The sequence below is a fragment of the Bradyrhizobium sp. Ec3.3 genome, assembly GCF_000472925.1.
Taxonomy (GTDB): domain Bacteria; phylum Pseudomonadota; class Alphaproteobacteria; order Rhizobiales; family Xanthobacteraceae; genus Bradyrhizobium.
In genome coordinates, this window is the sequence record NZ_AXAS01000001.1 from 353844 (window position 1) to 377348 (window position 23505).

The 23505-nt window shown below is 65.1% G+C and carries 25 protein-coding genes and 1 other RNA gene; 18 read left to right on the plus strand and 8 right to left on the minus strand.

The features are described 5' to 3' along the window. Nucleotides 1-106 precede the first annotated feature (106 nt). The 6 genes from argB (at nucleotide 107) to dapE (ending at nucleotide 5914) form a co-directional block, all read left to right on the plus strand. The gene (gene argB / locus YUU_RS0101780; RefSeq protein WP_027520801.1) at nucleotides 107-994 is read left to right on the plus strand and encodes an acetylglutamate kinase; all 888 of its coding nucleotides are present in this window, start codon (nucleotides 107-109) and stop codon (nucleotides 992-994) included. Between the two features lie 68 nt (nucleotides 995-1062). Next, complete coding sequence (locus tag YUU_RS0101785; protein ID WP_027520802.1) at nucleotides 1063-2049, plus strand: DUF1036 domain-containing protein; 987 nt, start codon at nucleotides 1063-1065, stop codon at nucleotides 2047-2049. Nucleotides 2050-2136: 87 nt separating this feature from the next. Next, entirely contained in the window at nucleotides 2137-2826 is a 690-nt protein-coding gene (locus YUU_RS0101790) for a pyrimidine 5'-nucleotidase (RefSeq protein ID WP_027520803.1), read from the plus strand. 215 nt (nucleotides 2827-3041) lie between these two features. Beyond that, nucleotides 3042-3887 (plus strand): 2,3,4,5-tetrahydropyridine-2,6-dicarboxylate N-succinyltransferase, encoded by an 846-nt coding sequence (gene dapD / locus YUU_RS0101795; protein WP_027520804.1) that lies wholly within the window; start codon nucleotides 3042-3044, stop codon nucleotides 3885-3887. Between the two features lie 219 nt (nucleotides 3888-4106). Next, nucleotides 4107-4751: a DUF805 domain-containing protein gene (locus YUU_RS0101800; RefSeq protein ID WP_027520805.1), complete on the plus strand. Its 645-nt coding sequence runs from the start codon at nucleotides 4107-4109 to the stop codon at nucleotides 4749-4751. Then, the gene (gene dapE / locus YUU_RS0101805; protein WP_027520806.1) at nucleotides 4748-5914 is read left to right on the plus strand and encodes a succinyl-diaminopimelate desuccinylase; all 1167 of its coding nucleotides are present in this window, start codon (nucleotides 4748-4750) and stop codon (nucleotides 5912-5914) included. The genes YUU_RS0101800 and dapE overlap by 4 nt, the downstream gene beginning before the upstream one ends. Nucleotides 5915-6111: 197 nt before the next feature. Here dapE and truA read toward each other — a convergent pair whose 3' ends face one another. The 3 genes from truA to def all read right to left on the minus strand — a co-directional run bounded on the left by truA (nucleotide 6112) and on the right by def (nucleotide 8632). Beyond that, nucleotides 6112-6849 carry a tRNA pseudouridine(38-40) synthase TruA gene (gene truA, locus YUU_RS0101810; protein ID WP_027520807.1) on the minus strand — a complete coding sequence of 246 codons (738 nt, stop codon included), beginning with the start codon at nucleotides 6847-6849 and terminating at the stop codon, nucleotides 6112-6114. A 184-nt stretch (nucleotides 6850-7033) separates the two neighbouring features. After that, nucleotides 7034-7969, minus strand: coding sequence for a methionyl-tRNA formyltransferase (gene fmt / locus YUU_RS0101815; protein ID WP_027520808.1), 936 nt, complete (start codon nucleotides 7967-7969; stop codon nucleotides 7034-7036). A 135-nt stretch (nucleotides 7970-8104) separates the two neighbouring features. Beyond that, nucleotides 8105-8632, minus strand: a complete 528-nt coding sequence (gene def, locus YUU_RS0101820) for a peptide deformylase (RefSeq protein WP_027520809.1) — start codon at nucleotides 8630-8632, stop codon at nucleotides 8105-8107. A 170-nt stretch (nucleotides 8633-8802) separates the two neighbouring features. On the opposite strand from def, the gene YUU_RS0101825 reads away from it, so the two are divergent. The 3 genes from YUU_RS0101825 to YUU_RS0101835 all read left to right on the plus strand — a co-directional run bounded on the left by YUU_RS0101825 (nucleotide 8803) and on the right by YUU_RS0101835 (nucleotide 11850). Beyond that, nucleotides 8803-9999 (plus strand): DNA recombination protein RmuC, encoded by a 1197-nt coding sequence (locus tag YUU_RS0101825; RefSeq protein WP_027520810.1) that lies wholly within the window; start codon nucleotides 8803-8805, stop codon nucleotides 9997-9999. A gap of 88 nt (nucleotides 10000-10087) precedes the next feature. Then, a complete protein-coding gene (locus YUU_RS0101830) occupies nucleotides 10088-10390 on the plus strand; it encodes a GIY-YIG nuclease family protein (RefSeq protein WP_027520811.1) in 303 nt (100 codons plus the stop codon). A gap of 86 nt (nucleotides 10391-10476) precedes the next feature. Beyond that, nucleotides 10477-11850, plus strand: a complete 1374-nt coding sequence (locus YUU_RS0101835; RefSeq protein WP_027520812.1) for an MFS transporter — start codon at nucleotides 10477-10479, stop codon at nucleotides 11848-11850. A gap of 136 nt (nucleotides 11851-11986) precedes the next feature. Here YUU_RS0101835 and YUU_RS0101840 read toward each other — a convergent pair whose 3' ends face one another. The 5 genes from YUU_RS0101840 to ffs all read right to left on the minus strand — a co-directional run bounded on the left by YUU_RS0101840 (nucleotide 11987) and on the right by ffs (nucleotide 15547). Then, complete coding sequence (locus tag YUU_RS0101840) at nucleotides 11987-12421, minus strand: hypothetical protein (protein WP_027520813.1); 435 nt, start codon at nucleotides 12419-12421, stop codon at nucleotides 11987-11989. A gap of 30 nt (nucleotides 12422-12451) precedes the next feature. Beyond that, nucleotides 12452-13054: a recombination mediator RecR gene (recR, locus tag YUU_RS0101845; protein ID WP_027520814.1), complete on the minus strand. Its 603-nt coding sequence runs from the start codon at nucleotides 13052-13054 to the stop codon at nucleotides 12452-12454. Nucleotide 13055: 1 nt separating this feature from the next. After that, nucleotides 13056-13376, minus strand: a complete 321-nt coding sequence (locus YUU_RS0101850) for a YbaB/EbfC family nucleoid-associated protein (RefSeq protein WP_027520815.1) — start codon at nucleotides 13374-13376, stop codon at nucleotides 13056-13058. 144 nt (nucleotides 13377-13520) lie between these two features. Beyond that, on the minus strand, nucleotides 13521-15356 hold the full coding sequence (locus YUU_RS0101855; RefSeq protein ID WP_027520816.1) for a DNA polymerase III subunit gamma/tau: 1836 nt from the start codon (nucleotides 15354-15356) through the stop codon (nucleotides 13521-13523). Nucleotides 15357-15450: 94 nt separating this feature from the next. Further along, nucleotides 15451-15547: signal recognition particle sRNA small type (gene ffs / locus YUU_RS55755), an RNA gene on the minus strand. A 179-nt stretch (nucleotides 15548-15726) separates the two neighbouring features. On the opposite strand from ffs, the gene YUU_RS0101860 reads away from it, so the two are divergent. From YUU_RS0101860 to YUU_RS0101900, 9 genes are all read left to right on the plus strand, one after another. Continuing rightward, nucleotides 15727-16587, plus strand: a complete 861-nt coding sequence (locus YUU_RS0101860; protein ID WP_027520817.1) for a transporter substrate-binding domain-containing protein — start codon at nucleotides 15727-15729, stop codon at nucleotides 16585-16587. A gap of 220 nt (nucleotides 16588-16807) precedes the next feature. Beyond that, nucleotides 16808-17470, plus strand: coding sequence for an amino acid ABC transporter permease (locus tag YUU_RS0101865; protein WP_027520818.1), 663 nt, complete (start codon nucleotides 16808-16810; stop codon nucleotides 17468-17470). After that, nucleotides 17467-18273: an amino acid ABC transporter ATP-binding protein gene (locus tag YUU_RS0101870; RefSeq protein ID WP_027520819.1), complete on the plus strand. Its 807-nt coding sequence runs from the start codon at nucleotides 17467-17469 to the stop codon at nucleotides 18271-18273. Before YUU_RS0101865 ends, YUU_RS0101870 begins: the two co-directional genes overlap by 4 nt. Then, a complete protein-coding gene (locus YUU_RS0101875) occupies nucleotides 18273-19028 on the plus strand; it encodes an SDR family NAD(P)-dependent oxidoreductase (protein ID WP_027520820.1) in 756 nt (251 codons plus the stop codon). Before YUU_RS0101870 ends, YUU_RS0101875 begins: the two co-directional genes overlap by 1 nt. Further along, on the plus strand, nucleotides 19025-20152 hold the full coding sequence (locus YUU_RS0101880; RefSeq protein ID WP_027520821.1) for a muconate cycloisomerase family protein: 1128 nt from the start codon (nucleotides 19025-19027) through the stop codon (nucleotides 20150-20152). Before YUU_RS0101875 ends, YUU_RS0101880 begins: the two co-directional genes overlap by 4 nt. 272 nt (nucleotides 20153-20424) lie before the next feature. After that, a complete protein-coding gene (locus YUU_RS0101885) occupies nucleotides 20425-20844 on the plus strand; it encodes an HIT domain-containing protein (RefSeq protein WP_027520822.1) in 420 nt (139 codons plus the stop codon). 27 nt (nucleotides 20845-20871) lie between these two features. Next, entirely contained in the window at nucleotides 20872-21816 is a 945-nt protein-coding gene (gene nudC, locus YUU_RS0101890) for an NAD(+) diphosphatase (RefSeq protein WP_027520823.1), read from the plus strand. Nucleotides 21817-21828: 12 nt separating this feature from the next. Further along, nucleotides 21829-22749 carry a sugar kinase gene (locus YUU_RS0101895; protein WP_027520824.1) on the plus strand — a complete coding sequence of 307 codons (921 nt, stop codon included), beginning with the start codon at nucleotides 21829-21831 and terminating at the stop codon, nucleotides 22747-22749. A 99-nt stretch (nucleotides 22750-22848) separates the two neighbouring features. Beyond that, entirely contained in the window at nucleotides 22849-23358 is a 510-nt protein-coding gene (locus tag YUU_RS0101900; RefSeq protein ID WP_027520825.1) for an Lrp/AsnC family transcriptional regulator, read from the plus strand. Nucleotides 23359-23505: the final 147 nt, after the last annotated feature.

Consider the following 23505-nt stretch of genomic DNA (forward strand, 5'->3'; position numbering starts at 1 on the left):
TGCCGCACCGCGTCCGGGACACGAGAGTGGTGCGGATGACGCTTTGCGCCTCGCCCGCCAATCGGATAGAACGCGGCCCGACAGTCCCGCCAGCGAGATCCGCCCCATGACCGACATCTCTCCGCTCGACCAGGCCCGCATCCTGTCCGAAGCGCTGCCGCACATGCAGCAGTACGACGAGGAAACCATCGTCATCAAATATGGCGGCCATGCCATGGGCGACGAGGAGACCGCGAAGAATTTTGCCCGCGACATCGTCCTGCTCGAGCAGACCGCGATCAACCCGGTGGTCGTGCATGGCGGCGGGCCGCAGATCGCGACCATGCTCAAGCGCCTCGGCATCGTCTCGGAGTTTGCCGCGGGCCTGCGCATCACCGACAAGGCGACCATCGAGATCGTCGAGATGGTGCTCGCCGGCTCCATCAACAAGCAGCTCGTCGGCTACATCAATGAAGCCGGCGGCAAGGCCGTCGGCCTCTGCGGCAAGGACGGCAACATGGTGACCGCCACCAAGGCGACGCGCACCATGATCGATCCCGGCTCCAACATCGAGAAGGTGGTCGATCTCGGCTTCGTCGGCGAGCCGAAGAAAGTCGATCTCACTTTGCTCAACCAGCTCATCGGCTACGAGCTGATCCCGGTGCTCGCGCCGCTGGCGACCTCGAAGGAAGGCCAGACCTTCAACGTCAACGCCGACACCTTTGCCGGTGCGGTCGCTGGCGCGCTGAAGGCCAAGCGCCTGCTGCTGCTCACTGACGTGCCGGGCGTGCTCGACAAGTCGAAGAAGCTGATCCCGCAACTCTCGGTGAAGGACGCGCGAAAACTAATCGCCGACGGCACCATTTCCGGCGGCATGATCCCGAAGGTCGAGACCTGCATCTACGCGCTCGAACAGGGCGTGCAGGGCGTCGTCATCATCGACGGCAAGATGCAGCACGCGGTGCTGCTCGAGCTCTTCACCAACCAGGGCACGGGAACGCTGATCCACAAGTGAGGGACGGGACGACGAGAGCAGCCGTCATGGCCGGGCCAAGGCGCCGCACCGCCCTGACCCGCCTCCTGATGACGTTGCCGGCGGCGGTCGTCTCGTTCTTCGCGTCGGCCGCCCCGGCTCTCGCCGACCTCAAGATCTGCAACCGCATGTCCTATGTCGTGGAAGCCGCGATCGGCATCGACGACAAGGCGGCGACCGCGACGCGCGGCTGGTTCCGGATCGATCCGGCCACCTGCCGCGTCGTGGTGCAGGGCACGCTGACCGCCGACCGTATCCTGCTCCATGCGCGCGCGCTCGGCGTCTATGGCGCCTCCCCGATCCCGCAGAATGGCAGCGACATGCTGTGCATCGCGCAGGAGAATTTTGTCATCGCTGCCGCGCGCCAATGCCGCAGCGGACAGACGCAAGCCGCCTTCACCCAGGTGACGCCGACGCAGGGCGACGACGGCAACCTCGTCGCCTATCTCGCCGAGGACTCGGAGTATGACGACGAGCAGGCCCGGCTCGCCGGCATTCAGCGGCTGCTGGCGATCGCCGGCTATGACGCCGGCGCGATCGACGGCGTCGACGGACCGAAGACGCAATCAGCGCTCGCCGCTTTCCTGAAGAGCCGCGGGCTGCCATCCGACGTGACGCAGTCGCCGAACTTCTTCAAGACCATGGTCGACGCGGTGCAGACACCGTCACCAAGCGGGCTCACCTGGTGCAACGACACGCCGCACAAGGTGATGGCAGCGGTCGCGACCGACGACGGCAAGGCGGTGACGAGCCGCGGCTGGTACCGCATCGATCCCGGCAAGTGCCTGCACCCTGACGTCGCCGGCCAGCCGAAACAGATTTTCAGCTTTGCGGAAGCCGTCGACGCCGACAACCGCACCATCAAGCTGAAGGACAAGCCGCTGAACTGGGGCGGCGAGAAGCAGCTTTGCACGCGCGAGACCAAGTTCGAGACCAACGAGCAGGTCGATTGCGGCGCGCGGGGATTTGCGGCGGCCGGCTTTGGCGCCGTCGACATGAGCAGCGGCGGCAAGACGCTGCGCTTTGCGATGCCGTGAGTGCTGGTGTGCGACTCGCGACACAATTACCGCTGTCCCGGGCTCGCGCTTCGCGCGCCCCGGGACGACGAGTTTGAGAGAGCTTTGATGACCCCACCCCGCCCCTTCACCCATATCGACACCTGGGTGTTCGATCTCGACAACACACTCTATCCGCATCACGTCAACCTGTGGCAGCAGGTTGATGCGCGGATCGGGGAGTTCGTTTGCAGCTGGCTGAACGTGACGGCTGAGGAAGCGCGCAATATCCAGAAGGACTATTACCGCCGCTTCGGCACCACCATGCGCGGCATGATGACCCTGCACGGCGTGCGCGCCGACGACTACCTCGCCTATGTGCACAAGATCGATCACTCGCCGCTGCAACCGAATCCGGCGCTCGGCGAGGCCATCGCGAAACTTCCGGGGCGCAAGCTGATCCTGACCAACGGTTCGGTCGACCACGTCGATGCGGTGCTGTCGCGGCTTGGCCTCGCCACACATTTCGATGCGGTGTTCGATATCATCGCCGCCGAGTTCGAGCCGAAGCCGGCGCGGCAGACCTACCAGAAATTCCTCTCCGATCATGCGGTCGATCCGACCCGGGCCGCGATGTTCGAGGACCTCGCCCGCAACCTCACCGTTCCGCACGAGCTCGGCATGACCACGGTGCTGGTGGTGCCCGACGGCACGAAAGAAGTGGTCCGCGAGGACTGGGAACTGGAAGGCCGCGACGCCGCCCATGTCGACCATGTCACGGATGACCTGGCCGGGTTTTTGGCGAGGCTGTCGCGTTGAGGCCGTTGCGGCGGTGAAGCCCCAATAAGGCGTCTTCCCCGCGAAAGCGGGGTATCCACTAATCACTGCTGTCTCGATTCATCACAACCGCCGCGGCGTACTGGATCACCCGCTTTCGCGGGTGAGGACGGCGAACCAAGCTTGACTCCGTCCCCTCAAATCCCGAAAAAGCCCCCCAATCCGTCACAAATCATTCCCTCCTTGAGGAAATCCCGATGTCCCTCCAAGCCCTCGAATCCACCATCAACGGCGCCTTCGACGCGCGTGACGGCATCTCGACCTCGACCAGGGGCGAGGTGCGCGAGGCCGTGGATCATGCGCTGGAGATCCTGGACAAGGGCGAGGCCCGTGTCGCCGAGCGTGAGGCGAGCGGCAAGTGGAAGGTCAATCAGTGGCTGAAGAAGGCCGTGCTGCTCTCCTTCCGCCTCAACGACATGGCGGCCATTCCCGGCGGTCCCGGCAAGGCCTCGTGGTGGGACAAGGTGCCCTCGAAGTTCGACGGCTGGGGCGAGAACCGGTTTCGCGACGCCGGCTTCCGTGCCGTGCCCGGCGCGATCGTGCGCCGCTCGGCTTTCATCGCGCGCAACGTCGTGCTGATGCCGTCCTTCGTCAATCTCGGCGCCTATGTCGATGAATCCACCATGATCGACACCTGGTCGACGGTCGGCTCCTGCGCGCAGATCGGCAAGCGCGTGCACATCTCCGGCGGCGTCGGCATCGGCGGCGTGCTCGAGCCGCTGCAGGCCGAGCCCGTGATCGTCGAGGACGACTGCTTCATCGGCGCACGCAGCGAGGTCGCCGAGGGCGTCATCGTGCGCAAGGGCGCGGTGCTGGCGATGGGCGTGTTCCTGGGCGCCTCGACCAAGATCATCGACCGCGAGACCGGCGAGGTTTTCATCGGCGAAGTGCCGGAATATTCCGTGGTGGTGCCCGGCGCCCTGCCCGGCAAGCCGATGAAGAACGGCCAACCGGGCCCGAGCACCGCCTGCGCCGTCATCGTCAAGCGCGTCGACGAGCGCACGCGGTCCAAGACCAGCATCAACGAGCTGCTGCGGGACTAACTTCGCACCGCGAGCGCCATTCCTTCTCCGTCACCCTGGGGTGGCCGCGAAGCGGCCCTCGAAGGGCGACGGCCCGGCTGCATCCCGGCGACATCTCGGCCGCTCATCCTTCAAGGCTCGCTACGCGAGCGCCTCAGGATGACGGATTGGCAGGGTCGAACCCAGCAATCCAATCAAGCGACCAATCACCGGGCGGCCTTCGCCGCCCGGAGCCTTCGCATGGACTGGACCTGGTACCTCTTCCGCTCCGACGGCCGCATCAACCGCGCTCTGCTGTGGCAGGCGCTGCTGATCGTCGCGGTTCTGGCGGCCTTGCTCGGAATGATCGGTCAGGTGATCCACCTCCTCACCGCCAAGGGATCGTTGACCTTATCCTCAAAACTCGATTTCGACTTCGGCCTCGACGACCTCTTCAAACTGGTCGATCCTCGGGCCTACCGCTCGCTGGCATCCTTTGACCGCACGGATCTGATCCTGAAGGCGTTTGGCCTGGCGCTGTTTTCATGGATTTTCCTGGCAACGGCCATCAAGCGGTTGCACGACCGCGACAGGAGCGGCTGGTGGATCGTTGCGTTCTTCCTCGTCCCCGGCCTCTACAGTCAGTTCTCGGACCTGCTGCCTCACTCCAACTGGGTGCTTCCGTTCAGCCTCACTGCTTCGATCCTGTGGCTGTGGGGGTTGATCGAAATGTTCATTGTGCCCGGCACCTCGGGCAGCAACCGGTTCGGTCCAGATCCGCTGGCCGAAATCGAGGACGGCGCCGCATCGGCCCCTGCGAAAAACTGGGACCAGCAGAACGAGATCGAATTTGTCCCGCCCAGCGCTAGCCCGCCCGGCGGCATGCATGTTAAGCGGGGCGCATGACCGATGCCCTCTCCATTGCCCGCGACCTCATCCGCTGCCCTTCGGTAACCCCGGCCGATGCCGGTGCGCTGGGGGTGCTTGAAAAGGCGCTCACCGCAGCAGGCTTCACCTGCCACCGCGTGACCTTCTCCGAAGCAGGCTTTGCCGACGTCGATAACCTCTACGCGAGGATCGGCAGCGAAGGCCCGCACATCACCTTTGCCGGCCACACCGACGTGGTGCCGCCCGGCGACGAGAGCGCCTGGAGCGTCGGTGCATTCTCCGGCGAAGTGAAGGACGGCATCCTGCACGGCCGCGGCGCGGTCGACATGAAGGGCGGCATTGCCTGCTCCGTCGCGGCGGTGTTGGAGCATCTCGCAGCCAATGGCGGCAAGCCGCACGCGGACGGTAAGGGCTCGATCTCGTTCCTGATCACCGGTGACGAGGAAGACGTCTCGATCAACGGCACTATCAAACTCTTGAAGTGGGCCGCGGAGCGCGGCGAAAAGTTCGATCATTGCGTGCTCGGCGAGCCCTCCAATGTCGAGACACTCGGCGACACCATCAAGGTCGGCCGCCGCGGCTCGCAATCCGGCACGCTCCATGTCGAGGGACGGCAGGGCCACGTTGCCTATCCGCACCGCGCGTCCAATCCGGTGCCCGATATCTCCCGCCTGATCGTGGCGATCTCCGACGAGCCACTCGATCATGGCAGCGCGCAGTTCCAGGCCTCCAACCTCGAATTCACCTCAGTCGACGTCGGCAACACCGCCTACAACGTGATCCCCGGCCAGGCGCGCGCAAAGTTCAACATTCGCTACAACGACAATCACACGCAGGCGAGCTTGCGCGAGCTCGTCGAGACGCGGCTGGCCAAAGCCTGCGGCAACCGCATCCGCGCGCATATCATCTGGGAGCCCTCGAATTCCAACGTGTTCGTCACCAAGCCCGGCCCCTTCACCGATCTCGCGGTCGCCGCAATCGAGGAGGTGACGGGCCGCAAGCCCGAGCTGTCGACGTCAGGCGGCACCTCGGATGCGCGCTTCATCTCCAGCTATTGCCCGGTGATCGAGTTCGGCCTGGTCGGCCAGACCATGCACCAGGTCGACGAACGCGTGCCGGTTGCGGACCTCGAGAAGCTGACGAAGGTGTATCGGGGGATTTTGACGCGGTATTTTGCGTAGGGCTCCGAGACTACCCTGGCGCCCGCCACACATTCCGCCGTTGCCACCCACTCCGCCGTCATCGTCCGCGAAAGCGGACGATCCAGTATTCCAGAGACAGTGACGAATACGGAGAAGCCGCGGCGTGCTGGATGCCCCGCCTCCGCGGGGCATGACACCGGAGAGTGTGGCGAGAGCTCTGCTCAGTCGCTCGTAGCTTAGTAATCCACCTTCACCAGATAAAGCCCCTCCGGCGGGGCGACGATGCCGCAGGCGGCGCGATTGCGGGCTTTGAGTGCTGCGGAGAGATCATCGGCGCTCCAGCGGCCTTCGCCGACCCAGACCAGCGAACCCACCATCGAGCGGACCTGGCTGTGCAGGAAGGAGCGCGCCGAGGTGAGAATTGTCACTTCGCGCCCGTCGCGCAAGACGTCGAGCTGATCGAGCGTCTTCTCCGGCGATTTGGCCTGGCACTCGGTATCGCGAAAGGTCGTGAAATCGTGCTTGCCGATAAGGCGCTGCGCAGCCGCATGCATGGCACCAGTGTCGAGCCGGCGCGGCACGCGCCAGGCGTGGCCGACGTCGAGCGTGAGATTGGCGCGGGTGTTGATGATGCGATAGCGGTAGTGGCGCTTGATGGCCGAGAAGCGTGCCTCGAACGTCTCCGGCACGATCGCGGCTTCGAGCACCGCGATCGGATGCGGACGCAGATGCGCATTCAGGCCATCGCGAAGGCGATCCGGCGCAAAGGGCTTTTCGATATCGACATGCGCGACCTGGCCGAGCGCGTGCACGCCGGCGTCGGTGCGGCCCGCGCCATGCACGCGCACGTCGGTGCCGCACATCGCCTTCACGGCCGTCTCGAGCGCGCCCTGCACCGAGGGTAGCGTCGCCTGCACCTGCCAGCCGCAGAACGGCGCGCCGTCATATTCGATGGTGAGCTTGTAGCGGGGCATCTTGTCCAATTTCGCTGTCATCGCCCGGCTTGCCGCCTTCGCTGAAGCTCCGGCGAGCCGAGTTCGCGAGCCTCTTCGGAGCCTTGGCGGAGACGGGACCGGGCGATCAGTACGCCGCAGCGTCTCCGTTCAACCGAGAGGCCTCGGCGTACTGGATACCCCGCCAGCGCGGGGTATGACAGTGTTAGGTGAATTTGGCTCCTGCCTTCAGCGGCACGCCGCGCAGAAAGTCCGCCGTCTGCATTCGCGCCTTGCCTTCGCGCTGGAGCTCGATGATGCGGATGGCGCCCTCGCCACAGGCGATCGTGAGCTGCTCATCGAGCACGTCGCCCGGCGCGCCCGCCCCCTTTGCGAGCTCACAGCGCAGGATTTTCACGCGCGCGTTTTCGCTCGCGCCGGCAAGCTCGCTCCATGCGCCGGGAAACGGCGACAGGCCGTGAATGTGACGCAGCACCGCGCGGGCCGGCTTGCTCCAGTCTATCCGCGCCTCGGCCTTGTCGATCTTGGCGGCGTAGGTGACGCCGTCCTCGCTCTGCTTCTTGAGCTGGAGGGCGCCGCGTTCGAGCGCGGCCATCGCACGCACCATCAAGTCAGCGCCGAGCCGGGCGAGGCGATCGTGCAGATCGGCGGCGGTCATGGTGTCAGAAATCGCAAGACGCTCGGCCATGGCTACGTCGCCGGTGTCCAACCCCACGTCCATCTTCATCACCATGACGCCGCTCTCGGCGTCTCCGGCCATGATCGCGCGGTTGATGGGCGCAGCACCGCGCCAGCGCGGCAGCAGCGAGGCGTGCAGATTGTAGCAACCGAGCTTTGGTGCATCGAGGATCGCCTGCGGCAGGATCATGCCATAGGCAACGACGACGGCGGCATCGGCATCGAACGCGCGGAATTCTTCGAGCGCTTCGGGCGTCTTCAGGGTCTTCGGCGTCAACACGGGAATGCCAAGCTTTCGCGCGGCGTCTTCAACCGGGGTCGGCTGCAACTGCAGCCCGCGCCGCCCGCCCGGCTTCGGCGCACGGGTGTAGACAGCCACGATCTCGTGGCCGTGCGCCACGAGCTCGAGCAGCGTCGGCACGGAGAAATCGGGCGTGCCCATGAAGATGAGGCGTAGAGGCATCAGAAAAGAACCTGCGAGCTATACCGACCGTCACGTCTCTCCGTTCCGTCATTCCGGGGCGGCTCGAAGAGCCGAACCCGGAATCTCGAGATTCCGGGTTCGATGCTTCGCATCGCCCCGGAATGACGGAGAGCCCTACTCCACCGCGCGCTTGGCGGCTTTCTCGAACTTCTTGAACACGCGGTCGCGCTTGAGCTTCGACAGGTAGTCGACGAACAGCACGCCGTTGAGATGGTCGATCTCATGCTGGATGCAGGTGGCGTAGAGGCCTTCGGCATCCTCCTCGTGCAGCTTGCCGTCGAGATCGGTGAAGCGCACCCGCACCTTCGCAGGCCGCTCGACCTCCTCGTAATATTCGGGGATCGAGAGACAGCCCTCCTCGTAGACCGACAGCTCCTCGGACGAGGCGATGATCTCCGGATTGATGAAGACGCGCGGCTCTCGCGCGGTCTCGCCGCTCTCGTCGCGCTTGGCGAGGTCCATGGTGATCAGACGCAGGGGTTGCGCGACCTGGATCGCCGCAAGCCCGATGCCGGGCGCGTCGTACATGGTCTCGAACATGTCGTCGGCAAGCTTGCGGATCTCCGCCGTGACCTTCTCAATCGGCTTGGAGACCAGACGCAACTGCTTGTCCGGCAGGATGATGATTTCTCTGAGGGCCATGGCGCGATTTAAGCCGCGCGCCCGGTGCGGTCAATCCGGCGGCGAACGGCGTTAACGGTCTGCTAACCATAATAATTAGGGCTTCGTTAACCATAAAAATTCACCGCTGGTTAACCATAAATGTTCCCTCTTCGTTCGCGCGCTGCCGCGAATCGGCTAGAAGGGTTGACATGAACGAGATCATTTTTACCGCTGGCGACTGGCCGGTGCGCACAGCCGACGCACTGATCGGCTTTGGCGTGCTGGCCCTCATCCTGCTCCTGGTGATCGCCATCGTCATCGCGCGGTCCTCGCGGCGCGGGGCGGAACTCGCCATGGCCCAGACCATCCGGGCCGACGAGCTGGAGGAGCGCCTCAGCCAGATGCTGCGCGCCCAGAGCGAGGCCTCGGGGCGGGTCGACGCAATGGCGCAGACGCTCGCCGGCCGCCAGGCCGAGATGGCGCGCGCGGTCAACGAGCGGCTGGATTCGGTGACCCATCGCGTCGGCCAGTCCATGGAGCACACCACGCGCAACACCATGGAGAGCCTGCGCGCGCTGCACGAGCGGCTCGGCATCATCGACAGCGCGCACAAGAACCTGACCGACCTGACCACGCAGGTGACCACCCTGCGCGACGTACTCGCCAACAAGCAGTCGCGCGGCGCCTTCGGCCAGGCGCGGATGGAGGCAATCGTCCAGGACGGGCTGCCGAAGGGCTCCTACGAGTTCCAGTTCACGCTCTCGACCGGCAAGCGGCCGGACTGCGTGGTGTTCCTGCCAGACCAGCGGCCGCTCTGCATCGACGCCAAATTTCCGCTGGAGGCGATGACGGCACTGCACGATGCGCGCACCGACGAGGAGCGGCGCATCGCCACGCAGCGGCTGCGCGGCGACGTGATGAAACACGTCAGTGACATCGCCGAAAAATATCTCGTCACCGGCGAGACCCAGGAGATGGCGCTGATGTTCGTGCCGTCGGAGTCGGTCTATGCCGAGATCCATGACGGCTTCGACGACGTGATCCAGAAGGCCTATCGCGCCCGCGTCGTGCTGGTCTCGCCTTCGCTGCTGATGCTGGCGATCCAGGTGATGCAGCAGATCATGAAGGACGCGCGCATGCGCGACGCCGCCGACCAGATCCGCACCGAAGTGATCAAGCTCGGCGACGATCTCGGCCGCCTGCGCGACCGCGTACTGAAACTGCAGAAGCATTTTGCCGATGTGAACGAGGACGTGCGCCAGGTCCTGATCTCCGCCGACAAGATCGAGAAGCGCGCGGGACGGATCGAGGAGCTCGATTTCAGCAAGACCGACGCGCCGGAGGGCCCACGCCTGGTCGCGACCACACCAGAGCTGTTCCCGCGCAAGCTCCAGGCGGGGGAGTGATTCCCTCCCGAGTCAAAGTAACCTGCGACCCCAATATGGCTGTCGTCGCCCGGCTTGACCGGGCGACCCAGCATCCCAGAGGCGGCAGATGGGCGCACGCTGCTACTACGTCTACATCCTCGCCAGCAAGATCGGCGGTGCGCTTTATATCGGTGTGACCAATGATTTGGTCCGCCGGGTGGCCGAGCATAGGCTGAAATTGGTCGATAGCTTTACGAAGGAATACGACATCGTGAAGCTGGTCTATTTCGAGCAGTTCGATGATCCCGAGAATGCGATCAAGCGCGAGAAGCGCTTGAAGAAATGGAAGCGCGCATGGAAGATCGCGCTCATCGAGAAAGACAATCCGAACTGGAACGATCTCTACCCGGGGATCGCTGGTCCTTTATAATTCCGGTCTCTGGAATACTGGGTCGCCCGGTCAAGCCGGGCGACGACGCCTCACTTGTGGCCGCCAGAATCTGCTAACACCTCCCCATGACCGCACCCGACGCGACTTCCGGAACTGCCCCGGCAACCGCCGATGCTCCCGCCGCCTCCTGGCGCGACAGCCTGGCCGTGTACCTGCAGCCGCGGGTGCTGATCGTGCTGTTTCTCGGCTTCTCCTCCGGCCTGCCGCTGGCGCTGTCGGGCTCGACGCTGCTGGTGTGGATGCGGGAATCCGGCGTCGATCTCGGCACCATCGGGCTGTTCGCGCTGGTCGGTACGCCCTATACGCTGAAGTTCCTCTGGGCGCCGCTGGTGGATGCGCTGCATGTGCCGCTGTTCACCCGCGCCTTCGGGCGACGCCGCGGCTGGCTGCTGTTCTCGCAGCTCCTGCTGATCATCTCGATCCTGCTGCTGGCGCTGACCGATCCTGCGCGCTCGCCGTTCTTCGTCGCGCTCGGCGCGCTCTTGGTCGCAACGACTTCCTCGACGCAGGACATCGTGGTCGACGCCTTCCGCGTCGAGAGCCTGCCCGAGAGCGAGCAGGCCGCCGGCATGGCCTCCTATGTGGCGGCCTATCGCATCGGCATGCTGGTCTCGACCGCGGGCGCGCTGTTCATCGTATCCGGCTTCGAAAGCACCGGCATTCCGAAGCCGTCGGCGTGGATGTGGGGCTATGTGGTGATGGCGGCGATGGTGCTGATCGGCACGATCACCGCGCTCCTCGCCACCGAGCCTGCACAATCCGCAAAGGCCGAAGCCGCAACGCAGACCGAGACGGCATTCGTCCGCGTCATGCACGCTGCGATCGGCGCCTTCTCGGAATTCCTGTCGCGCAAGGATGCGCTCGCCGCGCTCGCTTTCGTGGTGCTGTTCAAGTTCACCGATGCGTTCTCCGGCACCATGACGGCGCCGTTCGTGATCGACCTTGGCTTCTCCCGCAACGACTACGCGGCGATCGTGAAGGGCGTCGGTCTTGCCGCAACCCTGATCGGCGGCTTTGCCGGCGGCTTCGTCGCGCGGCGCTATTCGCTGGCAACGAGCCTGTGGATCGGCGGCGTGGTGCAGGCGATCGCGAACCTGTCCTTCTCGTGGCTCGCGCTGGTCGGCACCAATCAATGGGCGCTCGCCTTTGCGATTACCTGCGAGAACTTCACCAGCGCCATCGGCACCGTGATCTTCGTCGCCTATCTCTCCGCGCTGTGCCAGAACCCGCTGCACACGGCGACGCAATATGCGCTGCTCACTGCACTGGCCGCTGTCGGGCGCACCTATCTCTCGTCAGGCGCCGGCTTCGTGGCGAAGATGACGGGCTGGCCACTGTTCTTCATGATTTGCGTGGTCGTCGCGGTGCCCAGCCTGATCCTGCTCGCATATTTGCAGAAGCGCGGACATTTCGAGACGCTTGGGCCGGTGCGGGTGTAGCAATCACGGTATCCGTCATGCCCCGCGAAGGCGGGGCATCCAGTATTCCAGAGACGTCGAGATCTATTACGACCGCCGCGGCGTACTGGGTCGCCCGGTCAAGCCGGGCGACGACACCGAGTTATTGGCGCGTCCCCTACTGCTTCTTCACCAGGCTCCATTTCGTGATCACGGCCTCGCTCACCTGGCCGGGATCGCTGGCGCAGGCGACCTCGTCGACCTTCACGGAAATTTCCTTGCCGACGAATGATTTCAACTGCGCGGCCTGCGCGTCGCTGGAAGTGACGAGCTGGAATGTCTCGGGGCCGGTCTCGAGATTGCACAGCCCGCTGGGCGCGGGCAGCCGCCGCGGCTCGGACGTGATCTGGTAGGTCGCGACCTTCTTGCCCTTCTTGGCATCGCGAACCTGCATCGTGTTCAGCTCGCCCGAGAGCACATCGCCGTTGTTGATCGGCTTGCCGGGCTTTGACGGCGGCGGAGCACCATCGTCCTGCTGCGCCGAGACGGCCGGCGTCACCAGCATCATCATCGTCGCGACCAAAGCCAGCCGTTTGGCGAATCGTTTCGTCATGTCGTCCGTTCCGTCGTCTTAAGGGAATAGCTAGAACAGGGTCCGCTGCCGCATTGCCGCCGATAGCGTACCTTCATCGAGATAATCAAGCTCGCCGCCGACAGGCACACCATGGGCGAGCCGGGTTACTTTTACGTTGGCGTCCTGAAGCAGGTCGGTGATGTAATGTGCCGTGGTCTGGCCGTCCACCGTCGCGTTCAGCGCCAATATGATCTCGTGCACCTGCGGATCATGCGCGCGGGCGACCAGCGCGTCGATGGTGAGATCCTGCGGGCCGACGCCGTCGAGCGGCGACAATGTCGCGCCAAGCACATGATAGCGCCCTTGCGTCGCATTGGCCCGCTCCAGCGCCCAGAGATCGGCGACATCGGCGACCACGACGATGATGGCGGGGTCGCGCCGCGGGTCGGTGCAGACCGTGCAGGGACTTTGCGTATCGATATTGCCGCAGGTCTTGCACACCTGGACCTTGTCGAGCGCGACCTGCAAGGCGGCGGAGAGCGGCATCATCAGCGCTTCGCGCTTCTTGATCAGGTGCAGCGCGGCGCGCCGCGCCGAGCGCGGGCCCAAACCGGGCAGCCGCGCCAGAAGCTGGATCAGGCGTTCGATCTCGGGACCGGCAACGGCTCCCATGTCACTGGCCGAACAGGCCCGGCGGCAGGCCGAGCCCGCCGGTGAGCGCCTGCATCTTCTCCTGCATGGCGGCTTCCGCCTTGCGGCGCGCATCGCCGAGTGCGGTGACGAGCAGATCCTCAAGCACCTCGCGCTCCTCAGCCTTCAAGAGCGATGGATCGATCCTGACGCCCTTGACGTCCATCTTCGCGGTCATGCGCACCGCAACCAGGCCGCCGCCGGAGATGCCCTCGACCTCGACATTGCCGAGCTCGTCCTGCATCGCCTGCATCTTGGATTGCAGCTGCGCCGCCTGCTTCATCATGCCGAGAAAATCAGCCATGAGTTCTTGTCCTTAAAACGGGTGTGTCCTTAAAACTGACTAAAGCGCGATGACACACGCTTTAGCATTTTGTTTGAGCATGATCTTCCCGGAACACCGCTGCACACTTTGCGCTAACGCGGCCCTTCGGATCCGGATCATGCTCTAGAGATCGTCGATGTCGGAACCGTCGGGCGGATCGTCACTGCCATAGTCGGCGTTAATATTGGATTCCGGCGTCTCGGGGGCAAGCCTGCGGACCTCGACAACCTTGGCGCCTGGGAAGCGCGACAGCACCTCCTGCACGCGTGGATCGGCCTCCGCGGTCCGCGCGTGCTCCTGCTTGGCGGCCTGGTTGATCGAGCGCAGTGTCGGCTGGCCCTGCTCGTTGGACACGATCACCGTCCAGCGGCGGCCGGTCCAGAGCTCGAACTTGCGCGCGAGTTCGGAAATCATGGTCTTGGAGGCGTTCGGCTCGAGCGCGACTTCCAGCCGGCCCTCCTCGAAACGGACGAGGCGCATGTCGCTTTCGAGCGCGCCCTTGGTCATGAGGTCGCGCTTCTGGCCGGCGAGCGCGACGAGCTGGGTGAAGCTCGTGATGCGCAGCGCGGGCGCCGAGCCTTGGATCTCCGGCGCGGGCGCTGCCATTTGCGGCCGCGCGCCACCGCCGAATGAGGACGGCGACGAAGGCGCGCGCACCGGCGCAGCAGAAGCAACCGGCGCGGTCGGCGTGCTGCGCGCCGCGCTTCCGCCGCTCACGACCGGCGAAGCGCCGCCGTTCTGCTCCAGCATCCTGATTGCTTCGTCTGGCGTCGGCAGGTCGGCGACATAGGCGATGCGGACCAGCACCATCTCCGCGGCGGCCGCCGGGCGCGTCGCGGACTGCACCTCGGTGATGCCCTTGAGCAGCATCTGCCACATCCGCGACAAGACGCGCATCGAGATCTTGGACGCAAAGTCGCGCGCGCGCAGCCGCTCGGTCTCGCCATAGGCGACGTTGTCGGCGGTGGCCGGCACGATCTTGACGCGGGTGACGAAGTTGACGAATTCGGCGAGGTCCGAGAGCACGACGATGGGATCGGCACCGGTGTCGTACTGGTCGCGGAACTCATTGAAGGCGGCGGCGATGTCGCCGCGCACCAGCGAATCGAAGAGGTCGATGACGCGGGTGCGGTCGGCAAGGCCCAGCATCTGCCGCACTGCGTCGGCCTTCACCTGGCCCGCCGCATGGGCGATTGCCTGGTCGAGCAGCGAGAGCGAATCGCGCACGGAACCTTCCGCCGCGCGGGCGATGATGCCAAGCGCCTCGGGCTCGATCTCGACGCTTTCCCTCGCGGCGATATTGGCAAGATGCTTCATCAATACATCGGCCTCGACCCGGCGCAGGTCGAAGCGCTGGCAGCGCGACAGCACGGTCACCGGAACCTTGCGGATCTCGGTGGTCGCGAACACGAACTTGGCGTGCTCCGGCGGCTCCTCCAGCGTCTTCAGGAAGGCGTTGAACGCCGCCGTCGACAGCATGTGGACTTCGTCGATGATGTAGACCTTGTAGCGGGCGCTGGCCGGCGCATAGCGCACGCTGTCGTTGATCTGGCGGACGTCATCAACGCCGGTGTGCGACGCGGCGTCCATCTCCAGCACGTCCATGTGCCGGCTTTCCATGATCGCCTGGCAGTGCACGCCCAGCGTCGGCATGTGGATGGTCGGGCCCTTCACCGAGCCGTCCGGCATCTCATAGTTGAGCGCACGGGCGAGGATGCGCGCGGTGGTGGTCTTGCCGACGCCGCGGACGCCCGTGAGGATCCAGGCCTGCGGAATACGCCCGGTCTCGAACGCATTGGAGACGGTGCGGACCACGGCCTCCTGGCCGATCAGATCGTCGAAGCTGGAAGGACGGTATTTTCGCGCCAGCACCCGGTACGGCGTCCCCGGCTGGGCGCCGAGCTCAAAGCCAGCCTGGCTGGCGCTGTCAGGGTCGGAAGGGGCGCCAGCGTCGGTCATCGGTCGATCCGCAATGAAATGTCTCTCGGCCGGCTTTTGCGGAAAGGAGCGCGCTGGCGGGGAGCCCGCCGGCGCAATTCGCTCGAAAAAACAGGTAGGAGACTGACGAGCGACCCGATCCGGACCTCGTTAGGGCTGCTTCCTTCCGGACCTGACCCGGTTGGCGAGTGGCTCGTCCACCGCCAATCTCCCGGTCCCTATTTGGGGCCAAAAGGGCCGGAAAGCAAGCGGGTATCGGATCGGGTATCAGCCTGCCCAGCATCCGGGCAAATCCCCGCCCAAAGCGCCAAGAGGCTGTGCTTTCACTGATGGTGCCGCCTTGGTATGAACGCTGCCGGAACTTCACCCAATCAGAAAAGCGATACCAAAAATGGTTACACGTCGTGATGTTGCATCGATTGTCGGGCTTGGCGCGGTCGGCGCGGCAATGGCGGCAGGCGCGGTCGCATCCCCGGCGGCGGCGCAGACGGCCCCCGATGCCAGCGAATCCACCTTCGCCCGCATCCGCCGCACCAAGAAGATGCGGATCGGCGCGGTCAATGGCGGCGCGCCCTATTACATGAAGGACCTCGCCAGCGGGCAGTGGAAGGGTTTTTACATCGACATCGCCAAGGCGCTCGCCGACGACATGGAAGCCGAGCTCGAGATCACCGAGACCACCTGGGGCAATTCGGTGCTCGATCTCCAGTCCAACAAGATCGACATCTTCTTCGGCCTCAATCCGACCCCGAAGCGCGCGCTGGTGGTCGATTTCTCGATTCCCGTCTTCAACAACGCCTTCGGCTTCCTCGCCAAGAAGGATTTCAAGCCGAAGACCTGGGCCGAGCTGAACTCGCCCGACATCAAGATCGCCGTCGACCAGGGCTCCTCGCACGACCAGGTCGTCAGCCGCCTGATCCCGAAGGCGCAGATCTCGCGCCTGAAGACCGCCGATGACGCCACCGCCGCGCTGCAGACCGGCCGCGTCGACGCGCAGTGCCTGATCACCATGCTCTCGCTGACGGTGCTGAAGAAGAATCCCTCGCTCGGCCAGTTCGTGCTGCCGACGCCGATCTTCGCCACCACCTCGAACGCCGGCTTCCGCCGCGAGACCGACAAGACCTGGCGCGACTACGTCAACACCTGGATCGACTTCAACAAGGGCCTCGGCTTCATCCGCACCGCGATCCTCACCAACATGGAGCTCGTGGGCGTGACGGAGGCGGACATTCCGCCGGGTGTGACGCTGTAGGTAGGATGAGTTTGAGGCAAGCTCGATCCGCGATTGGCACTGCGCCCCCTCTCCCGCTTGCGGGAGAGGGTTGGGGTGAGGGTGCTTCCACAAAGAGACTCCGGCAATGGAGGGAGCCCTCACCCGGTGCTTCGCGCCGACCTCTCCCGCAACCGGGAGAGGTGCAGTGAGACTGCGGCTCCGCCAATCCAAACGTCCTCAAGGCTGAGGTCCGGAAGACATGTATCAGTGGGACTTCGGCATCCTCTGGGGCTATCGCTGGCTCTTCCTCAACGGGCTCGGCGTCACCGTCGGCTTCACCGTGGTCATCGTGCTGCTCGGGCTGCTGTTCGGCCTCATCGCCGCGCTCGCGATGCTGTCGCGCTTTGCCTGGCTGCGCGGCATTGCGCTGACCTTCGTCGAGGCGTTCCGCTGCACGCCGATCCTGGTGCAGCTGATCTGGTTCTACTACGCGCTGCCGATCCTGGCCGGCGTCGAGATGACGCCGATCACGGCCTCGGCGCTGGCGCTGTCGCTCTATGGCGGCTCGTTCTATTCCGAGATCATCCGCGGCGGCATCGTCTCGATCGACAGCGGCCAGTCGGAAGCAGGAGCCGCGCTCGGCATGACGCCGCGCCAGGCCATGATGCGCATCGTCTTGCCGCAGGCGATCAAGCGCATGATCCCGGCGCTGATGAACCAGTCGATCATCCAGTTCAAGAACACCTCGCTGGTCTCGGTGCTCGCCGTGCCCGACCTTGTCTATCAGAGCCAGGTCGCCGCGCATGACAGCTACCGGCCGCTCGAGACCTACACCGCGGTGGCGCTCGCCTATGCCGCGATCCTGATTCCCCTGACCATCATCGTGCGGCGGGGCGAGAAGCGCCTGGCGGTCAGCGAATGAGCGATACGTCCAAAGATACTTGCAAGATCGAGATCCGAAGCTTGCGCAAAAGCTTCGGCAGCAACGAGGTGCTGAAGAACATCAACCTCGACGTCGCCAAGGGCGGCGTGGTCGCGCTGATCGGGCCGTCGGGCTCGGGCAAGTCGACCCTGCTCCGCTGCATCAATCTGCTGGTCGTGCCTGATGGCGGCAGCGTCCGCGTCGGCGAGACGCGGTTCGCGTTCGGTGAAGGCACGAAGCTGCCGGATGTGAAGACGCTGGCAAAATTCCGCGCCACCACCGGCATGGTGTTCCAGCACTTCAACCTGTTCCCGCACATGACGACGCTGCAAAACGTGATGGAAGGACCCGTCACGGTGCGCCGCATGCCGAAGGCAGACGCGGAAAAACTGGCGCGAGCGCAATTGGCAAAAGTCGGGCTTCTGGAAAAGGCCTATCAATATCCGGCGACGCTTTCGGGCGGACAGAAGCAGCGCGTCGCGATCGCGCGGGCGCTCGCCATGGAGCCGGACGTGATGCTGTTCGATGAAGCGACCTCCGCGCTCGACCCCGAGCTCGTCGGCGAGGTGCTGGGCGTGATGCAGCAGCTCGCCTCCGAAGGCATGACCATGGTGATCGTGACTCACGAAATCGCTTTCGCCCGCGAGGTCGCGGGCCGCGTCGTGTTCATGCGCGACGGCGTCGTGGTCGAGGACGGCCCGGCGCGGCAGGTGATCGATGCCCCGCGCGAGGCCGCGACGCGGGCCTTCCTCAGCCATTTCCACCGCACCGGCGCATTGCCGCCGGCCAACGTGACATCGTGATGCCCGAGATCAACCGCGTTTATCTCGTCACCGGCGCCGCCAGCGGCATCGGCCGCGCCACGGCAAAGCTCCTGGCAGCGCCCGGCACCGCGCTCCTGCTGCACACACGCTCGAACGCAACCGGCCTCGATGCTACGGCCGCCGAGGCCGAAGCGCGCGGCGCGACGATTGCAAAATGTCTTGGCGACTTCGCTGAGGAGAGAGCCGCGGCTGATGCCGTCGCGGCCGCGCAAGCCGCCTTCGGCCGGCTCGACGCGCTCGTCCTCGTGGGCGGCCATGCCCGCCGTGGCAGCGCGATCGGCACGCCGGCGGACGAGTTCCGCCACGCGATGGACGAGTCAGCGCTCGCCTTCACGCGGCTGGTGGAGGCCGCGCTTCCGCTATTGCGTGCGGGGCACGACGCGCGGATCGTGGCGGTGTCGTCGTTCGTGGCGCACGCGATCCGCCCCGACTTCGCGCCATTCGCGGCGACCGCCGCAAGCCGCTCCGCGCTGGAAGCCTTGGTGCGGCTCACCGCAGTTGAACTGGCCAGCGACGGCATCGCAGTCAATGCGGTGGCGCCGGGCCTCATCGTCAAGGACAAGCCGAGCTCGAGCCGGCTTTCGCCCGAACAGATCGCCGCAACGGAAGCGTTGATTCCCATGCGCCGTCGCGGCCGCCCGGAGGAAGTGGCCGAGATCATCGCCTTCCTGGCATCACCGAAGGCATCCTACGTCACCGGCCAGGTCTGGCACGTCAATGGAGGCCTGGCATGACCGAAGCAACCGTCGCGCGGCTTCGCCTGTTCCTGATCGAAAGCCCGATCAAGATGGCGCGCCTCCAGGGCGTCGGCAACGTCAAGGGCACGGTGAAGCGCGTGCTGCTCGAGCTCACCGCAAGCGACGGTGTGGTCGGTTGGGGCGAAGCGGCGCCGTGGGAGGTGTTCACGGGAACGCCGGAAGCGGCGTTCTCCGCGCTCGACATCTACTTGCGTCCGATCCTGCTCGGCAAGCCGGTGCGCCGCATCCGCGCACTGATGGCGGAGCTCGACCGCGCGCTGGTCGGCCATGCGGAAGCAAAAGTCGCGATCGAGACGGCGCTGCTCGACATCGTCGGCAAGTCGGCGGGACTTTCGGTCGCCGACCTGCTCGGCGGCCGCGTGCGCGACACGATCCCCCTCTCCTTCTCGATTGCCGATCCCGATTTCGCCGCCGACCTCGAGCGCATGCGCAAAATGGTTCCGGACGGCAACGTCATCTACAAGGTCAAGACCGGTGTGAAGCCTCATCGCGAGGACCTCGATCACCTCTCGGCTATCCGCAAGGAATTCGGCGACAAGGTCGACCTTCGCGTCGACTACAACCAGGCCCTGGCGCCGTTCGGCGCGATCAAGATCCTGCGCGACGTCGAGCAGTTTTCACCGACCTTCATCGAGCAGCCGGTGCCGCGTAGATATCTCGACGTCATGGCACAGCTAACATCAGCGCTGGAAACGCCTGTTCTCGCCGACGAAAGCTGCTTTGACCGCCGCGACATGATGGAGGTGGTGCGCCGGCAAGCCGCGGACGCCGTCTCGATCAAGCTGATGAAGGCCGGCGGCCTGTTCGAGGCACAGGCCATCATGGCGATTGCCGACGTTGCCGGGCTGCCCGGCTATGGCGGCACGCTGTGGGAAGGCGGCATCGGGCTCGCTGCCGGCACGCAGCTCATCGCGGCAACGCCCGGCATCTCGCTCGGCTGCGAATTCTATATGCCGCATCACGTGCTGGCCGAGGACGTCCTGGAGGAGCGCATCCCCAACCGCGGCGGCCATGTCGTCGTGCCCGATGGTCCCGGCCTCGGCATCCGCGTCAGCGAAGCCTCTATCCGCGCCAACGCGCGCGTGCTGGCGGAGGCGTAAATGACACGCCGTCATTCTGGGGCGCGCGAAGCGCGAGCCCGGAATCCATAACCACAGGATCAGGTTGGGAGGCGAGACTGTAACCGATATCTCGCGCCACAACTGCTCCCTGTGGCTATGGGTCCCCGCCTTCGCGGGGACGACAGCAGAGCATGCCGCTCCTGCGGAGCGCGATCCTTCCCCTATGGGAATCCGTGGCGTATGGTCGGGGCAAAATACTTGGGGTTCCTGCCCTTGCCGCCCGAGCCTGTCGGGCCATCCGGACACTCTTCATGCCTGATCCCGCCTGGTCGCTGCACTCCCGTCTGAAAGAGGACACCATCGACATCGGCGACCTGCCGTTGTCGAAAGTGCTTGTCATCAAGGACGCGCATTACCCGTGGCTGTTGCTGGTGCCGCGGCGCGCGGATGCGGTCGAGATCATCGATCTCGACGAGGTCCAGCAGGCGCAATTGATGACCGAGATCACGCGCGTCTCCCGCGCGCTGAAGGAGATCACCAAATGCGACAAGCTCAACGTCGCAGCCCTCGGCAACCTCGTGCCGCAGCTTCACGTGCACATCATCGCGCGCCGCACCAGCGATGCGGCGTGGCCACGCCCGGTCTGGGGCGTGATGCCGCCCTTGGCGCATGATGCCGAAGAGGTGCAGAATTTCATCAGCGCGCTTCGCCGCAAGATCTGGTTGGGTTGAAAGAACGATTGGGTTGAAAGAACAATAATGTCAGCATTCGACTCGTTCCCGCTGGGACAGCCGGCCTTCGTCACCAATGTCCTCGATCGCGCCGCGCACCTGCGCCTCAATGAGGAAAAACTCTTCGCGATCGAACAGAAGCCGTCGTCGCGCGCTTATGTGATCTATCGCGACTCGCTCCTGGTGAGGCGCGAGGGCGAGCGCGTCCGCGCCCTGCTCTCGATCGACGAAGCCATCAAATGCGGCGCCAATCCCGGCACGATCTTCTTGGGGCTGCGCGATGGCGCCGCGGTGTTCGGCATGGGCATGCCGCAGGCCGCGGCCGAAAAGCTGATCGGCCGTGAGGACTATGCCGTGACCGAATTGCGCGGCATGGCCATGCAGGGCACGATCCACCCCGAGGAGCTATCCGCGATCGCGATGGCGAAGTCGATGGTCACCTGGCATCAGCGCCACGGCTATTGCGCCAATTGCGGCGCCCGCAGCGCGATGAAGGAAGGCGGCTGGAAGCGCGAGTGCCCGACCTGCAAGGCCGAGCATTTTCCGCGCACCGACCCGGTCGTGATCATGCTGGTCGCCTCCGGCGACAAGTGCCTGCTCGGCCGCCAGAAGCAGTTTCCGCCGGGCATGTATTCCTGCCTCGCCGGCTTCGTCGAGGCGGCCGAGACCATCGAGGACGCGGTGCGCAGGGAGATTTTTGAGGAATCCGGCATTCGCTGCACGGACGTCGCGTATTACATGACACAACCCTGGCCCTATCCGTCGTCGCTGATGATCGGCTGCAGCGCGCGGGCCCTGACCGATGAGATCACCGTCGACCACTCGGAGCTGGAGGACGCCCGCTGGTTCAGCCGCGACGAGGCACGACTGATGTTGTCGCGGACGCATCCGGAGGGGCTTGCCGGCCCGCACCCCTTCGCCATCGCCCATCATCTGGTCGGCCGTTGGTTGCAGGGCAAGGACAGCGTGTAGCTGCGACGGCCGATGTCCGCCAGAACAATCTCGCCGCGCATCCTCTGCATCGGCATCCCCGTGCGCGACCTCACCTTCCGCGTGGAAGGTGTGCCCGGGCATGGCAGCAAGGCGAACGCCACGCATCTGGAGGAGATCTGCGGCGGCAATGCGCTCAACGCCGCGATCGCCATCGCGCGGCTGGGCGGCCGCGCTGCGCTGGTCGGGCCGATGGGCGATGCGCAGGAGACCTCGAGCGGCTTCATCCTCGAACGCATGGCGCAAGAGGGCATCGATGTCAGGCACGTCGTGCGCATGCCGGGCCTGACGACGCCGGTCTCGGCGATCATGATCGACGCGAGCGGCGAGCGCACTCTCGTCATCTATCGCGATCCCAAGCTGTGGACGGTGAAGCTGCCTGAAGCCGACGCGCTGCTCGGCGATTGCGACGCCATTTTGGTCGAGAGCCGCTGCGCCGAACTCGCCCTTTCCCTCTGCGCCGAGGCGCGACGCCGCGGCATTCCCGTCATCATGGGCGTCGACCGTGCGATGTCGCCGGGCGATGGCCTCTTCGCCGCCGCCTCGCACATCCTGTTCGCCAGCGAGCAGCTACAGGAAACGGCTGCTGTTGCCGACGACGGTGGGGCGCTAAAGACGCTGACGAGGCTGACGCCGGCATTCCTCGCCGCCACCCGCGGCCCGCGTGGAACGATCTGGCTGAATGAGCGGGGCGAGCCGGAGGAGATGGCGGCCTTTCCGGTCCACGCCGTGGATACGCTCGGCGCAGGCGACGTCTTCCATGGCGCCTTTGCCCTTCGCCTCGCCGAAGGCCGGGATGCGCGGGAGGCGCTGCAATTCGCCGCGGCCGCGGCGGCACTGAAATGCACCCGCTTTGGTGGCGGCCTGGCCGCCCCGCAACGCATTGAAGTTGAAGGGCTTTTGCTCGGAGGCTGACCGGCGCGGGCACCCTGTCGCCCGGAATATGGGCTTGCTCTAGAAGATTTTTCTATATATGAGGTGTTTCGACCCCTGAAATGGAAAAAAGTTCCTCAAATGAGCGACCTCGCCGTCCAACTCCCAGAGACCAACCGCCGCCTCGACGCCATCGACCGCAAGATTCTGATGGTACTCCAGGAGGACGCCTCCCTGTCGGTCGCCGAGATCGGCGACCGGGTCGGGCTCTCGTCCACGCCTTGCTGGAAGCGCATCCAGCGCCTCGAGGCCGATGGGGTGATCCTCAAACGGGTGGCGCTGGTCGACCAGAACAAGATCGGGCTCGGCATCTCCGTGTTCGTCTCGGTGGAGAGCGCCGACCATTCGGAGGCCTGGCTGAAGAAATTCGCCGAGGCCGTCAGCGCCATGCCCGAGGTGATGGAGTTCTACCGCATGGCCGGCGACGTCGATTACATGCTGCGCGTCGTGGTCGCGGACATGCAGGCCTATGACGTCTTCTACAAGAAGCTGATCAGCGCCGTGCCGCTCAAGAACGTCACCTCGCGCTTCGCCATGGAGAAGATCAAGTCGGTCACCGCACTCCCGATCCCGGCGGTGGTGGCGGCTTAGGCTTCGAATCTCACCACAAGAGAACTGTCATCGCCCGGGTCGACCGGGCGATCCAGTATTCCAGAGACGGCGATTGAATACGGAGAAGCTGCGGCGTACTGGATGCCCCGGTCGAGCCGGGGCATGACAGCGGAGAGGAAGGCATCG